Annotated in this window: 15 protein-coding genes and 1 tRNA gene; 7 read left to right on the forward strand and 9 right to left on the reverse strand. The window is 64.4% G+C overall.

Annotation, left to right across the window (positions count from 1 at the left end; genetic code table 11):
* Positions 1-36: 36 nt before the first annotated feature.
* Positions 37-600 (reverse strand): elongation factor P, encoded by a 564-nt coding sequence (gene efp, locus AC3WJD_RS20345; RefSeq protein ID WP_119763995.1) that lies wholly within the window; start codon positions 598-600, stop codon positions 37-39.
* A gap of 276 nt (positions 601-876) precedes the next feature.
* On the opposite strand from efp, the gene AC3WJD_RS20350 reads away from it, so the two are divergent.
* The 3 genes from AC3WJD_RS20350 to AC3WJD_RS20360 all read left to right on the forward strand — a co-directional run bounded on the left by AC3WJD_RS20350 (position 877) and on the right by AC3WJD_RS20360 (position 3,214).
* Positions 877-2,586 carry a S8 family peptidase gene (locus AC3WJD_RS20350; RefSeq protein ID WP_492748584.1) on the forward strand — a complete coding sequence of 570 codons (1,710 nt, stop codon included), beginning with the start codon at positions 877-879 and terminating at the stop codon, positions 2,584-2,586.
* Positions 2,587-2,622: 36 nt separating this feature from the next.
* Positions 2,623-2,907, forward strand: coding sequence for a hypothetical protein (locus AC3WJD_RS20355; RefSeq protein WP_492748585.1), 285 nt, complete (start codon positions 2,623-2,625; stop codon positions 2,905-2,907).
* Positions 2,908-3,013: 106 nt separating this feature from the next.
* Positions 3,014-3,214: a hypothetical protein gene (locus AC3WJD_RS20360; protein ID WP_492748586.1), complete on the forward strand. Its 201-nt coding sequence runs from the start codon at positions 3,014-3,016 to the stop codon at positions 3,212-3,214.
* A gap of 3 nt (positions 3,215-3,217) precedes the next feature.
* On the opposite strand, the gene AC3WJD_RS20365 is transcribed toward AC3WJD_RS20360, so the two are convergent.
* From AC3WJD_RS20365 to tkt, 7 genes are all read right to left on the reverse strand, one after another.
* Positions 3,218-4,225 carry a hypothetical protein gene (locus tag AC3WJD_RS20365; protein WP_492748587.1) on the reverse strand — a complete coding sequence of 336 codons (1,008 nt, stop codon included), beginning with the start codon at positions 4,223-4,225 and terminating at the stop codon, positions 3,218-3,220.
* Between the two features lie 171 nt (positions 4,226-4,396).
* Positions 4,397-5,086, reverse strand: a complete 690-nt coding sequence (gene thiE, locus AC3WJD_RS20370; protein WP_492748588.1) for a thiamine phosphate synthase — start codon at positions 5,084-5,086, stop codon at positions 4,397-4,399.
* Positions 5,087-5,279: 193 nt separating this feature from the next.
* The gene (locus AC3WJD_RS20375; RefSeq protein WP_492748589.1) at positions 5,280-6,173 is read right to left on the reverse strand and encodes a fructose bisphosphate aldolase; all 894 of its coding nucleotides are present in this window, start codon (positions 6,171-6,173) and stop codon (positions 5,280-5,282) included.
* A gap of 128 nt (positions 6,174-6,301) precedes the next feature.
* Positions 6,302-6,724, reverse strand: a complete 423-nt coding sequence (locus AC3WJD_RS20380) for a VOC family protein (RefSeq protein ID WP_492748590.1) — start codon at positions 6,722-6,724, stop codon at positions 6,302-6,304.
* Between the two features lies 1 nt (position 6,725).
* Positions 6,726-7,883, reverse strand: a complete 1,158-nt coding sequence (locus AC3WJD_RS20385) for a phosphoglycerate kinase (RefSeq protein ID WP_492748600.1) — start codon at positions 7,881-7,883, stop codon at positions 6,726-6,728.
* A gap of 148 nt (positions 7,884-8,031) precedes the next feature.
* A complete protein-coding gene (gap, locus tag AC3WJD_RS20390; RefSeq protein WP_492748591.1) occupies positions 8,032-9,039 on the reverse strand; it encodes a type I glyceraldehyde-3-phosphate dehydrogenase in 1,008 nt (335 codons plus the stop codon).
* A gap of 13 nt (positions 9,040-9,052) precedes the next feature.
* A complete protein-coding gene (gene tkt, locus AC3WJD_RS20395) occupies positions 9,053-11,023 on the reverse strand; it encodes a transketolase (RefSeq protein ID WP_492748592.1) in 1,971 nt (656 codons plus the stop codon).
* Positions 11,024-11,178: 155 nt separating this feature from the next.
* Here tkt and AC3WJD_RS20400 point away from each other — a divergent pair, with 155 nt between their 5' ends.
* The 4 genes from AC3WJD_RS20400 to AC3WJD_RS20415 all read left to right on the forward strand — a co-directional run bounded on the left by AC3WJD_RS20400 (position 11,179) and on the right by AC3WJD_RS20415 (position 12,696).
* Positions 11,179-11,385 (forward strand): hypothetical protein, encoded by a 207-nt coding sequence (locus AC3WJD_RS20400; RefSeq protein WP_492748593.1) that lies wholly within the window; start codon positions 11,179-11,181, stop codon positions 11,383-11,385.
* Between the two features lie 5 nt (positions 11,386-11,390).
* Complete coding sequence (gene zapA, locus AC3WJD_RS20405; protein WP_492748594.1) at positions 11,391-11,735, forward strand: cell division protein ZapA; 345 nt, start codon at positions 11,391-11,393, stop codon at positions 11,733-11,735.
* Between the two features lie 194 nt (positions 11,736-11,929).
* Positions 11,930-12,487 carry a 5-formyltetrahydrofolate cyclo-ligase gene (locus AC3WJD_RS20410; RefSeq protein WP_492748595.1) on the forward strand — a complete coding sequence of 186 codons (558 nt, stop codon included), beginning with the start codon at positions 11,930-11,932 and terminating at the stop codon, positions 12,485-12,487.
* On the forward strand, positions 12,487-12,696 hold the full coding sequence (locus AC3WJD_RS20415; RefSeq protein WP_492748596.1) for a DUF2842 domain-containing protein: 210 nt from the start codon (positions 12,487-12,489) through the stop codon (positions 12,694-12,696). The genes AC3WJD_RS20410 and AC3WJD_RS20415 overlap by 1 nt, the downstream gene beginning before the upstream one ends.
* Here the strand turns inward: AC3WJD_RS20415 and AC3WJD_RS20420 are convergent.
* A tRNA-Asp gene (locus AC3WJD_RS20420) sits at positions 12,685-12,761 on the reverse strand. The genes AC3WJD_RS20415 and AC3WJD_RS20420 overlap by 12 nt on opposite strands.
* Positions 12,762-12,929 lie beyond the last annotated feature (168 nt).

Below are 12,929 nucleotides of genomic sequence, written 5' to 3' on the forward strand. Positions count from 1 at the left end.
CCCCTGCCCCTCCCCCTAAGCGAGAGGGGAATTCGTTCAGTCCGCGCGCTTCACATATTCCTGGGCATAGACATCGACGATGATGCGCGTGCCCGAAGCGATGTGCGGCGGAACCATGATGCGAACGCCGTTGTCGAGGATGGCGGGCTTGTATGACGACGACGCCGTCTGCCCCTTCACCACCGCATCGGCCTCGACGATCGTCGCCTCGATCTGGTCGGGCAGCTGCACCGAGATCGGCTTTTCGTCATAAAGCTCCATCACGACGTCCATGCCGTCCTGCAGGAACGCTGCTGCGTCGCCGAGCAGGTCGCGCGGCAACGTAATCTGGTCGTAGGTGTCCTTGTCCATGAAGGTCAGCGTTTCGCCGTCCGCGAACAGGAACTGGAAATCCTTGGTGTCGAGGCGCACGCGCTCCACCGTCTCGGCCGAACGAAAGCGGACATTGTTCTTGCGGCCGTCGATGAGGTTCTTCATCTCGACCTGCATGAACGCGCCGCCCTTGCCGGGCTGGGTGTGCTGAATCTTCACGGCGCGCCAGATGCCGCCTTCATACTCGATGATGTTGCCGGGACGAATGTCCACGCCGCTGATCTTCATGGGTGCTCTCGTATGTCAAAGAAAATTGCCGGGGCGCTCTATAGCCAAGCCGCGCGCGAGGCAAGCGCGGCGCGTTCGTCGCGCAAAACCCGATGATCGGATGCCCGCTAACAAGCTCATAAACAAAGATCGGGCCGAAACGGATCAGGACGCATTTGTCAAAAGGCCGGCGCCATACTGAACTTGCCCCTTTCTGAATGAGGTGCCGTCTACATTTTACCCCCTGACCGATGGCTGGCGGTGGGGTGGCTGTGCGCGGCGTAGAGGAGGATGCCCATGAGCACGGACCGGTTCATCATCGAAGTCAGGCACAGCGCAGAAGCCGAGGTTGCCGCGATGATGGCAATGGATACCAGCCAAGCGACGACGCCACCTGACCTTGCCCTTGGCGTAGCGCTCGACCCGACCTTCCCGCCGGTGCAGATCCCGCACATCACGCTGCGTCATGCGATGGAGGCTCATCACGAGTTCGGTGTGAAAATCGATTTCGACATGGCGCCCGAGGCGTCCACCTATATTGTTCGCGCGGCGATGGAAGAGGCCGAGGCGGAGGCCATGGCCGAGCGCGACGATGTCGAGGGCGTCTTCGCCGATGTCGCGATCCAGCCGATGCCGATCTGCCCTGGAAGCCCTCCGCTCGGTGGCCATGCCGATGTCGAGAAGCTGCTCTGTGCCGCCAAGCTCCACGCGCTAGGCGCAGATGGCGCGGGGGTGTCGGTCGCGATCGTCGACACCGGGGTCAACATGGCCTTTCTCAACAGCCGGGGAAAGCACCCCGCCTTCGACGCCGCGCGCAGCTGGGCGCCGCGACCCGGCCTCACCCCCGGCAGCATGCCGACCGGCCACGGCACCATGTGCGCCTTCGACGTGTGCATCGCGGCGCCCAGATGCACGATTCTCGACATTGCGCTGCTGGCCTCGAACGCGCCGGGGGGGACGGTGATGGAGGGGCTGTTGTCCGACGCCGTGCGCGCTTACAGCCATCTGCTCATGCTCATGGAGTCGATGAAGCGGCCGGGCGAAAATGCGTCACTCGTCGTCAACAACAGCTGGGGCATGTTCCACCCCAGCTGGGACTACCCCGTCGGGCACCGATTCAACTATTCCGACAACCCCAACCACCCATTCAACCGCATCGTCGCCACGCTCGAGCGCGCGGGCGCGGACATATTGTTCGCCGCGGGCAATTGCGGCAGCAATTGCGCAGATGGCCGCTGCCAAGGCGTTACGAGCAACGCGATTTACGGCGCAAACAGCCATGCTTCCGTATTGTGCGTCGCGGGTGTCGACACCGCCAAGCAGCGCGTAGGCTATTCGACGCAGGGTCCGGGGCGGCTGATGCAGGACAAGCCCGATCTGTGCGGCTACACGCACTTTACCGGATCGGGCGTGTACGCAGCCGACGGCGGCACCTCGGCCGCGACCCCGGTGGTCGCGGGCCTCGTCGCCGCGATCCGGACCAAGCGTCCTTTCCAAACAGGCAACGCGAGCGTCAGCCCGACCGCAATCCGCGACCTGCTGCGCTCGACCGCGCAGGACCTGGGCGCGGCGGGCTATGACTTCGATCATGGCTTCGGCGTGGTCAATGGCTGCGCGATTGCCGATCGGCTGAAAAGGTTCGTGATGCCGATCGATATCTGCCAGCGCATACCCGGCCTGTGCGATCGCGTCGTCCCCGTCCCGATCGACTTCTGCCGGCGTTTTCCCAAGGTCTGCGAACTCATCAAGGTCCGCAAGTGGCCGCCCGAGATCATCGACCCCCTGCGCGACCCGATTCGCGGCAGGCCTGCACCCGGCCTGGGTGCGGAAGGCGAGATAGCCATGCTCGACCTCGTCGCGGATCCCGACCTGCTCCAAGCACTCGACATTGGCGAACTGGCTGCACTGTTCTACTATCTGGGACAGAACGCAGCGCCCGTCGGCACCGATTCCGCCACGAAGACGATCCCGGCCGGTTCTGGGGACTGCAACTGCAGCAAGGGCTGAACGGATAGTCGGCCCGCGTCTCGAAGGTCCGCGGCGATGGCCAAGTTGATGATCCAGTTCCGTTACCTCAGCGGCAAGCCCAGTATTGCCGCCGCGGCGCAGGCACTGAGTATCCCGGCGGCATCGCTCGACGCCAATTTCGGCGTGATCGAAACCGACCCGGCCGAAAATCTCTTTACCGTGCTTGCCGAACCGGACGCCGCGCAACGCGCGGACGCGCTGCTGCGGGCGAAGCCGGATCATCATCCCGCCGAAGGCGCCTTTGGTGACAGCCGCATCGCTCCGACCGATCCGTCGGAACCCGATCCCGAGGGTGGCTGATCCGAAATGCGGCGTCGAATCCGTCCAAGACGTTGATGTTCAACCCCTGTAACTCTGCTGGCCGGGATTTGTAGCGTGAGTGGGGCAAGGCATGGCGAGCCGGACAATGACGGTGGAACACGAGGAGAAGCAGGCAAACGGCGTCGCGCCGGCGGCGGGCTGTTTCGGCTTTGCGCGAGGGCGCGACGACGGTGGCCACATCGCCCGCACCCATGTGGAGGAAGAGCCCTGCGACCGGGAGCGCTATACCGCGCGCTTCGGTGTGGTTGACTATGGCGACGGACAGCCGGTACCTCCGCAGCGCTGAGCCTCAGCCCGTCTCCGCGATCAGCGCCTGCGACTGACGCCCCGAGATTTCGAAAAAGCGATCCTCGATCGCCTTGAGTTCGCCCGCAAGTTGCTGAAAAAGTGGACGGTCCAGCTTCTTCCCATCCACCGCCACGGCCGTTCGCTCGGCCCATATGGCAAGCTCATCACCCAGATCGAATATCTCCCCCTCGATGGCAAGCACCCGCTGCGTGCGCTTGATTACATCGGTATCGGATTTTGCCAGCCGCAACGCCCCTTCAATCTCGATTCGCTCGCGCGCCGAATTGGCTCGCCCAGTCTTGGTCAACGCGCGCAGCGCGGTTGCCGAGTCGCGAAGCTGGCTGGCAAGCCGGTGCGCATCGCGATCGGCCCCCATCATGTCGTCAACGGCGGCACGCATCAGATTGCCCATCACCACATAGAGCTGCATCTGAATGCTGATCGTCTGATAGGCTGCCTCGTCGGATTTCAGGCTCGCCCGATGGTTGCGCAGGGCCATCAACTTCGAATCGACGATGAGGAAGCTACCTTGCAGCAGCTTAGGCACGGCGGCCATGATGGCGTCGCGCTTCCCTGCCGCCATTGCGACGAACATTTCGTCCAACGCCGAGAGAAGATCGCGGAACTGCCCGTTCTGGGCCTCAATATCAGCAAGCATCTGCTGCGTGGGCACTCCGGCATCGACCAGGAGCGATGGCGTTGACATCGTCCTGATCTCAGCAAGCAATTGATTGGAGCGCACAAGCTCGGATCGCGCACGCACAAGCCGCGCGCGCAGTTCGGGCACGAGCGCCTTGGCCTGGCGTTGATCAAGCAGCGCGGGCAGCTTGGGCCTGATCTCATTCAGCGCGACTTGAAGCGCCGTCGAGCTTACCGCGATCGCGTCATCCACCTTCGCCAGCCACAGGCCGGCCTCGGTCATCTCATCCGACGCGCTCACCGACGCCCGCGTTGCCGGATGCGCCGGAGCCGCAATCGAAGCAACCGCCAGTAGCGCGGTTGCGATCATCGCAATGTTCCGTTTCAAGCCTTCCCCCTTCGCGGCGTGCCGATCCTCCCCGAAGGCAGCCGTGAGCGGAGACTAGAGCCTGATCGGTTGAGGAGGAAGCGCTTTGCGCTTCCGCCGAAAGCGTCGGGTCTGCTTAAACTGTTGAGGACTGGAGTATGCGCTACGCCACCCTCACTCCAGAACGGAAGCGAACTTCCTGACGGCCGCCGCCGGGCCATCGGGATCGTTCCATACCGCCCCGCTGATCGCGAGGAAATCGGCGCCAGCGTCGACAAGCGGCTTCGCGTTTTCAGGGGTGATCCCGCCGATGGCCACGCAAGGCAGTTCGAAGACGGTCGTCCACCAGCTCAGGATCGAGGGATCGGGATGGTGATGCGTTTCCTTGGTCTCGGTCGGATAGAAGGCGCCGAAGGCGACATAGTCGGCGCCCGCCTCGCCCGCTTCCATCGCGAGATGCCGACTGTCATGGCAGGTCACGCCGATCTGGACCGCCGGGCCGAGAACCTGACGCGCCTCGCGCGCATCGCCGTCCTCCTGCCCGAGATGCACGCCGTCCGCGCCGAGGCGCTTGGCGAGCGCAATGCTGTCGTTGATGATGAAGGCGACGTCGTGATCCGCGCAGATCTTCTGCAACGGCTCGGCAAGCCGCGCTATGGAGTGATCGTCGAGACCCTTCAGCCGGAGCTGGAACGCGGCGACGGGCCCTGCCGCCAGCGCACCCGCCAGTACATCGGCGAAATCGTCAGTCAGCTTCGGCGGCGATATGAGATAAAGCTGACATTTGGGGCGCGACGCATCGCGCTCGAAGCGGTCGGCGAAATGCGGGTCGAGTTCGAGATCAAGGTCGTCGTCATCCATCATTCCGCCGCCCTACTCCAGAATGTCATCCCCGCGAAAGAGTGCTGGGTTGAACATGCCCAGCATGTTCAAGGATCGTCCGGGGGACGATCCGACCCAGCACTGATCCAGTTTTTTCTTCAACATCGACCGGATTCCCGCTTTCGCGGGAATGACACAAACGGGGTTGGGCTTTTTCCTCGCCCTTGTGGCCCGTTCAGGCCTTGACGGTCGAAGCCTGGTGAATCTGCTCGATTGCGCTGGCCAGCGCGCCGTCAAATTCCCCGTCACTCATGTCGTGACGAAGATCCGAAAGCAGCGCGCGCGAGAAGCTCGCGATCATGCCCTGGTTCCTGGCGAGCTCGCTGCAAGCCTCGTCACGCGAAAAGCCGCCCGACAGCGCGACGACGCGCAGCACGCGCGGATGATCGACGAGCGGCTTGAACAGGTCGGGCTTGGTGGGGATCGAAAGCTTCAGCATGACCTTGTCGCTGCCCGGCAACGCGTCGAGCGCCTTGGTGATCTCTTCGAGCAGGATCTGGTCGGCTTCCGCACGCTCCGGGCTCTTGATGTTAACCTCGGGCTCGATGATCGGGACGAGGCCGGCGGCCAGCACCTGGCGCGCCACCTCGAACTGCTGCCGAACGACGGCGGCGATGCCCTCGCGATTGGCGAGATTGATCACCGAGCGCTCCTTGGTGCCGAACACGCCAAGGTCCTTGGCGCGCGCGAGCAGCGCATCGAGATCGGGCATCGGCTTCATCAGCTGGACGCCATTTTCTTCGGCTTCGAGACCCTTGTCGATCTTGATGAACGGAACGACGCCGCGTTCGGCCAGAAGCTGCGGCACCGGCTTGCCATCGGCCTCACCGTCCATCGTGCGTTCGAAAAGGATTGCGCCGATCACCTTTTCGCCCGTGAAGGCCGGCGAAGTGATGATGCGGGTGCGCATCCGATGGATGAGACCGAACATCTCCTCATCGTTCGACCAGGCGCCTTCGTCGATGCCATAGCCTTTGAGCGCCTTGGGCGTCGAACCGCCGCTCTGGTCGAGCGCGGCGATAAAGCCCGCACCCTTGCCCATCTGTTCCGCCATCTTGCCGTCCGCCATTTTTCCTCCGATCGGATGCCCCTGTTCCCGTGCGTGCTGTTAGGCTAGGCCTCCGGCACGGGCAACTATGGCAGCGTTGGACAGAAGCGCGCCAACGCCAGATTTCCCTGAACAGAGCCTATGCTGCGTCAGGCCGGGCGCTCAGGCGGCCAGGGCGGCCCCTTCAACTCCAGATGATTACCCTCAGGGTCGGTCAGATAGATGCTTGGCCCTTGGCCATCCGCGCCATAGCGCGAGACAACCTCGATATCGGCAATGCCGTGATGCGCGAGATGCTCGCGGATCGCAGGCTCGTCCCAAGGTTGAACGCGAAAGCAGACATGGTCGACGTTGTGGCCATGGCGCGCCGGCGGCGGCCCGCCCAGCTTGCCCAGCTTGCCGTCAGCCGGGATGAGATCGATCAGCGAATTGCCCACGCGGAGCTGATAGAGGTCGACCTGCTCCTGATACTTCTCGAACCGCGCGCCGAGCACGTCGGTGTAGAAGCGCGCCATCGTTTCCAGATCATGGACCCGGAACACGATGTGATCGATGTCCCGGATCGTGATCATTTCAAGCCTCCAGCGCCTTAACCCCGGGCAATTCCTTGCCCTCCATCCATTCCAGGAATGCACCACCCGCGGTCGAAACGAAAGTGAAGTCTGCCGCGACGCCCGCATGATTGAGCGCGGCAACGGTATCGCCGCCGCCCGCAACCGAGACGAGCGAGCCTTCCTTGGTGAGCGCGGCGGCGGTCTTCGCGAGCGCGACAGTCGCGGCGTCGAAGGGCGCGATCTCGAACGCACCCAGCGGGCCGTTCCACACCAGCGTCTTGCACGTCTTGAGCACATCGCCCAGCGCCTCGGTCGCCGCGGGACCGATATCCAGAATCATCTCGTCGGCTGCGACCTCGTGGACGTTGACCGTCCGCGTCGGCGGATTGGCCGCGAATTCCTTTGCGACGACGACGTCATAGGGGAGATGGACGGTGCAACCGGCCTTGTCCGCCGCGTCAAGGATCGCCTCGGCGGTGCTCGCCAGATCGTGCTCGCACAGCGACTTGCCGACATCGACGCCCCGCGCGGCAAGGAAGGTGTTGGCCATGCCGCCGCCGATTATGAGATGGTCGACCTTGGCGACCATCTGCTTCAGAACGTCGAGCTTGGTCGAGACCTTGGCGCCTCCGACGACCGCTGCGACTGGATGCTCGGGATTGCCCAGCGCCTTGTCGAGCGCGTCGAGTTCGGCCTCCATCGCGCGGCCGGCGAAGGCGGGCAGTACGTGCGCAAGGCCTTCGGTCGAGGCATGCGCGCGGTGCGCTGCCGAAAAGGCGTCGTTGACGTAGAGATCGCCAAGCGCGGCGAAGCGTTCGACAACCGCCGGATCGTTCTTTTCCTCGCCGCCGAAGAAGCGGGTGTTCTCGAGCACCGCGATATCGCCGGGCTTCAGCGCCGCGACCGCTTCCTTGCCCCCTTCCCAGTCGACATAGCGCACCGGGCGTCCGAGCACTGTCTCATAGGCGGGAACGATCTGCGCCAGCGAAAATTCCGCGGTCGGCGCCTTGGGGCGGCCGAAATGCGCGAGCACCAGCACGATCGCGCCTTTGTCCGCGAGTTCGGTGACCGTGGCGAGTGTCGCACGCAGGCGCGTGTCGTCGGTCACCTTGCCATCGGCCATGGGCACATTGAGATCCTCGCGGACGAGCACGCGCTTGCCGGCGATGTCACCCATGTCGTCGAGCGTCTTGAATTTCCTCACGCCTCTACCCTCTTTTTTGTCATTCCCGCGAAAGCGGGAATCCAGGAACACGATATCGAACGTGTTCGTCAGCACCCGTGTTCATGGATCCCCGCTTTCGCGGGGATGACACGACAGAGCGTCAGATCAGCTTGGCGATCGCGCCGGCGGTATCGACCATGCGGTTCGAGAAGCCCCATTCGTTGTCGTACCATGACACGACGCGGACGAGCTTGCCCTCGAGCACCGCGGTCTCGAGGCTGTCGACCGTCGACGACGCGGGGTTGTGGTTGAGGTCGATCGACACGAGGGGCTCGTCGGTATAGGCGAGCACGCCCCTGAGCGCGCCTTCCGACGCGGCCTTGAGGATCGCGTTGACCTCGTCCTTGGTGGTGTCGCGCTTGGGCGTGAAGGTCAGGTCGACAAGCGAGACATTGGGGGTCGGCACGCGGATCGCCGAACCGTCGAGCTTGCCCTTCAGCTCGGGCAGCACCTCGCCCACCGCGCGCGCGGCGCCCGTGGTCGTCGGGATGATCGACATCGCCGCGGCGCGGGCACGGCGCGGATCGCTATGGATCTGGTCGAGGATCTTCTGGTCGTTGGTGTAGGCGTGGACCGTGGTCATTAGGCCGCGCTCGATGCCGATCGTGTCGTTCATCACCTTGGCGACGGGCGCGAGGCAGTTGGTGGTGCACGAAGCGTTCGACACGATCACGTGGTCGGCGGTCAGCTTGTCATGGTTGACGCCATAGACGACGGTCAGGTCGACGCCCTTGGCGGGAGCCGAGATCAGCACGCGCTTCGCGCCCGCATCGAGATGCTTCTGCGCGCTCTCGCGGTCGGTGAAGAAGCCGGTGCATTCGAGCGCGATGTCGACGCCCAGATCCTTGTGCGGCAGCTTGGCGGGATCGCGCTCGGCGGTGACGCGGATGCGCTTGCCATCGACGAGGATGTCGTTGCCGTCGACCTCGACGGTGCCGGGATAGGGACCATGGACCGAGTCGCGCTTGAACAGCATCGCGTTGGCCTTGGCGTCCGCGAGGTCATTGATCGCGACCAGTTCGAGACCGCTGTCACCGCGCTCGAGGATCGCGCGCGCTACCAGGCGGCCGATGCGCCCGAAACCGTTGATCGCGACTTTGACTGCCATATTCCTGTCTCCTTCAGATGGAGTTGAGCGCCGCAAGCACCTGCGGCACGATCTTCGCGGGGGTAAGCCCGAAATGCTCGTAGAGGTTTCCGGCGGGTGCCGACGCGCCGAAGCCGTCGATGCCGAAGCACAGGCCGCCATTGCCCGTATGACGCTCCCAGCCAAAGGTGGTGCCCGCCTCGATCGAGACACGCAGTGCATCTTCCGGAATCACCGACGCGCGGTAGCCTGCATCCTGTTCGGCAAAGCGCTCCCAGCTGGGCATCGAGACGATATCGGCGCCGACACCCTTGGCTTCGAGCAGGTCGGCGACGCCGACCGCGATCTCGACTTCCGAACCGGTAGCAATCAGCACGACCTTGCGATCGGCCTTGGCGGCGCGCAGGCGATAGGCGCCCTTTGCCGACAGATTTTCCGAGGCATCGGTGCGCAACTGCGGCAGGTTCTGTCGGGTGAGCGCGAGCAGCGACGGCCCGTCCTTGCGCTCGAGCGCGAGTTCCCAGCACTCGGCGGTCTCGATGACGTCGGCGGGTCGCAGCACGTCGAGATTGGGCATCGCGCGGAGCGACATGATGTGCTCGATCGGCTGGTGCGTCGGGCCATCCTCGCCAAGACCGATCGAGTCGTGCGTCATCACATAGATGGCGCGCGTCTGCTGGAGCGCGGAGAGACGGATCGCGGGACGGCAATAGTCGGAGAAGACGAGGAATGTGCCGCCATAAGGGATGACGCCGCCGTGCAGCGCCATGCCGTTCATCGCGGCGGCCATGCCGAATTCGCGAATGCCGTAATAGACGTAGCGGCCCGCATAGTCGTTTTTGGTGAACGGCCCCGTCGCCTTGGTCTTGGTGTTGTTCGAGCCCGTGAGGTCGGCCGAACCGCCGATCGTTTCGGGCAATTGCTCGTTGATCGGGCCCAGCACCATTTCCGACGCCTTGCGCGTCGCGACCTTTTGCGGGTTGGCGATCAGGTCGGCCTTGTACGCGGCGAGCGAGAAATCGCCCGGCAGTTCGCCGTTCATGCGGCGGACCAACTCGGCGCCCAGATCGCTCGTCGTCACGCGCTGGTTCCAGGCGGCATGTGCCTCGGCACCTCGGCTTCCGGCCTTTTCCCACTCCGCGCGGATGTCTGCGGGCACCTCGAAGGGTGCGTGGTTCCAGCCGAGTGTCGTGCGGGCCGCGGCGACCTCGTCGGCGCCGAGTGGGCTGCCATGCGTCGCGGAAGTGCCCTGCTTGTTGGGCGCGCCCTTGCCGATGATCGTGCGGCACTGGACCAGCGAGGGCCGCGGATCGACGATCGCCTCGTCAAAGGCGCGCACGATGTCGGCGGGGTCATGGCCGTCGCACGAAACGACGTGCCAGTTGGACGCGCGATAGCGTGCGGGGATGTCTTCGCTGGTCGATAGGTCGGTCGAGCCGTCGATGGTGATCTTGTTGTCATCCCACAGCACGATCAGTCGGCCCAGACCAAGATGTCCGGCCAGGCCCACCGCCTCGTGGTTGACGCCTTCCATCAGACAGCCGTCGCCCGCGACCACCCAGGTCTTGTGATCAACCAGGTCGTCGCCGAACACGGCGTTGAGGTGCCGTTCCGCGATCGCCATGCCGACGGCGGTGGCGAAGCCCTGTCCCAGCGGTCCCGTCGTCGTCTCTACGCCTGCCAGCTCGAAATTCTCGGGGTGGCCGGCGCAGGGGCTGCCGAGCTGGCGGAAGTTGCGGATGTCTTCCATCGTCGGGCGCGCATAGCCGGTGAGGTTCAACGCGGCGTAGATCAGCATCGAGCCGTGGCCCGCGGACAGCACGAAGCGATCGCGGTCGTGCCATTTCGGCGCGGCGGCATCGAACTTCAGATAGCGTGTGAAGAGCACGGTCGCGACATCGGCCATGCCCATCGGCATGCCGGGGTGCCCCGAATTCGCCGCCTGCACGGCATCCATCGACAGCGCGCGGATGGCGTTGGCGAGATCATTGGGCGAAACGGTCATGTAGGTCCCCGAAAGAGCGGCACGGTAGGGCGGTGCTCGGCGAGTCGCCGTCGCGCGCGTTCCTTTGTCGTCTGGGGGACAAACCGTCAACCTTGGCGGACCGTAACACTTGCTTCACACTTGCCCCCGACGCCAGCCATGCTATTTCACACTAAATGTCAGAAGACCGGCTTATCCTCGCCATCGGGCGGCTGGAACGGGCACTCTCCCGCGTCGAAGCCGTCGCCGGAAAACCGGCCCCCACGCGCGATGACGGTGAGACCAGGGCAGCACTCAGGGAATTGTCGGAACGCCATGACCGGCTGAAGACCCAGGTCGAATCCGCGATCGGCGCGCTCGACCGACTGATCGCAAAGGGCTGACGCGCATGGCAGCGGTCTCGATCAGAATCGGCGGACGCGACTATCAGGTGAATTGCCGCGATGGCGGCGAAGACCATCTGCGCGAAATCGCCCTATTGCTCGACGCCAAGGCGCGCGATGCGCAGCGCGCGGTGGGCGGAATCAACGAGGCGCGCCACCTGCTGCTCGCCGCGTTGCTGCTGGCAGACGAGGTCCATGAGGCGCGCCGCAATGGCGGCTCGCTTACCATCCCGACGCCCGCCCCCGAGCCGGTCACGCCCCAGCCCGACCTGGCGCCGATCCTTGAAAAACTGGCGGAGCGTGTGGAAAGTCTTGCCGAAAGGCTTGAGGCGGGCGGGCCAAGCGCCTAGATTGGCCGATGACGGGTACTGCCCGGTACGAGCTCTTGTGAACATCCCTGAGGCTTTCTTCATCCTAGGGGGCTGTCCCTGGTTGGGCTCTGGCTCGGCACATATGGTCCCCACCTGACGTATCGGCGTCAGAGGATATTCCGGCAAACGGCCATGGCGGTCCCGTCACCGCCGCCTGATTTGAAAAGGTGGCAATGCCCAAGGCGCAGCTGCGAGAGGAACTGAAAAAACGCCGCGATGATTTTGCGGCGCAGGCGGGCGCCGGACGTTTCGACACGCCGCCTGAACCGCTTCTCGATCTCATCGCGCGCAGCCATTGCGTATCCGCCTATGTCGCGATCGGCGCGGAGGCTGACCCCATTCCGCTGCTGCTGCACGCGCGCGAGCTGGGCTGCATGACCGCCCTGCCCCATATCACGCGACGTGATGCGCCGATGCGCTTCCTGCTCTGGCGCCCCGGCGATCCACTGCATCCGGGACCGATGGGGTTGATGCAGCCCGAGGCCGTCGCGCCGGGCGCTGCCCCGGACCTGATCGTCACGCCGCTGCTCGGCTTCGACCGTCGCTGCCACCGGCTCGGCTATGGCGCGGGCTTTTACGATCGCGTCTTTGTCGATCTGCCGACGGCGCACCGCGTGGGACTTGCGTGGTCGGTGCAGGAAGTCGATGCGGTGCCCTCCGATTCGTGGGATGTGCCGCTCCACGCGATCTGGACCGAACGCGAATGGATTTCGAACGAGGACCTGACCTGATGAACCCGAGCTGGCGCAAGCCCACCGGCATATTCCTGATCCTGCTGCTGATCACCGTCTGGGCCGTGCTCGTCGCAAGCCTGTCGCCATGGATCGGCACGCTGCACACGCTGGTGCAGGCGGTGATCTACCTGTTCGCGGGGATCGTGTGGATCTTCCCGATGAAGCCGCTGCTGATGTGGATGGAAACCGGGAAGTGGCGCGAGTGACGGGGCTCGAACCCGCGACCTCCGGCGTGACAGGCCGGCGCTCTAACCAACTGAGCTACACCCGCGCAGGGTGTTGATCGACTCGCTGCATATTCGCGGCGGCGATCAGGTTTCAGATGCGATCTGAAGTTCTCCGCTGAAACCACCTCTGGTGAGGAAGTGGCGCGAGTGACGGGGCTCGAACCCGCGACCTCCGGCGTGACAGGCCGGCGCTCTAACCAACTGAGCTACAC

The sequence above is a fragment of the Sphingobium sp. FW306-1B-F04DB genome (genome assembly GCF_058781925.1).

Coding starts and splice junctions, on each gene's coding strand:
- AC3WJD_RS20350 (WP_492748584.1), top strand. CDS start 877: ATGAGCACGGACCGGTTCATCATCGAAGTCAGGCACAGCGCAGAAGCC.
- gap (WP_492748591.1), bottom strand. CDS start 9,039: ATGGCAGTCAAAGTCGCGATCAACGGTTTCGGGCGCATCGGCCGCCTG.
- AC3WJD_RS20355 (WP_492748585.1), top strand. CDS start 2,623: ATGGCCAAGTTGATGATCCAGTTCCGTTACCTCAGCGGCAAGCCCAGT.
- thiE (WP_492748588.1), bottom strand. CDS start 5,086: ATGATGGATGACGACGACCTTGATCTCGAACTCGACCCGCATTTCGCC.
- efp (WP_119763995.1), bottom strand. CDS start 600: ATGAAGATCAGCGGCGTGGACATTCGTCCCGGCAACATCATCGAGTAT.
- AC3WJD_RS20410 (WP_492748595.1), top strand. CDS start 11,930: ATGCCCAAGGCGCAGCTGCGAGAGGAACTGAAAAAACGCCGCGATGAT.
- AC3WJD_RS20380 (WP_492748590.1), bottom strand. CDS start 6,724: ATGATCACGATCCGGGACATCGATCACATCGTGTTCCGGGTCCATGAT.
- AC3WJD_RS20365 (WP_492748587.1), bottom strand. CDS start 4,225: ATGATCGCAACCGCGCTACTGGCGGTTGCTTCGATTGCGGCTCCGGCG.
- AC3WJD_RS20415 (WP_492748596.1), top strand. CDS start 12,487: ATGAACCCGAGCTGGCGCAAGCCCACCGGCATATTCCTGATCCTGCTG.
- tkt (WP_492748592.1), bottom strand. CDS start 11,023: ATGACCGTTTCGCCCAATGATCTCGCCAACGCCATCCGCGCGCTGTCG.
- AC3WJD_RS20360 (WP_492748586.1), top strand. CDS start 3,014: ATGACGGTGGAACACGAGGAGAAGCAGGCAAACGGCGTCGCGCCGGCG.
- AC3WJD_RS20375 (WP_492748589.1), bottom strand. CDS start 6,173: ATGGCGGACGGCAAGATGGCGGAACAGATGGGCAAGGGTGCGGGCTTT.
- zapA (WP_492748594.1), top strand. CDS start 11,391: ATGGCAGCGGTCTCGATCAGAATCGGCGGACGCGACTATCAGGTGAAT.
- AC3WJD_RS20385 (WP_492748600.1), bottom strand. CDS start 7,883: ATGGGTGACATCGCCGGCAAGCGCGTGCTCGTCCGCGAGGATCTCAAT.
- AC3WJD_RS20400 (WP_492748593.1), top strand. CDS start 11,179: ATGTCAGAAGACCGGCTTATCCTCGCCATCGGGCGGCTGGAACGGGCA.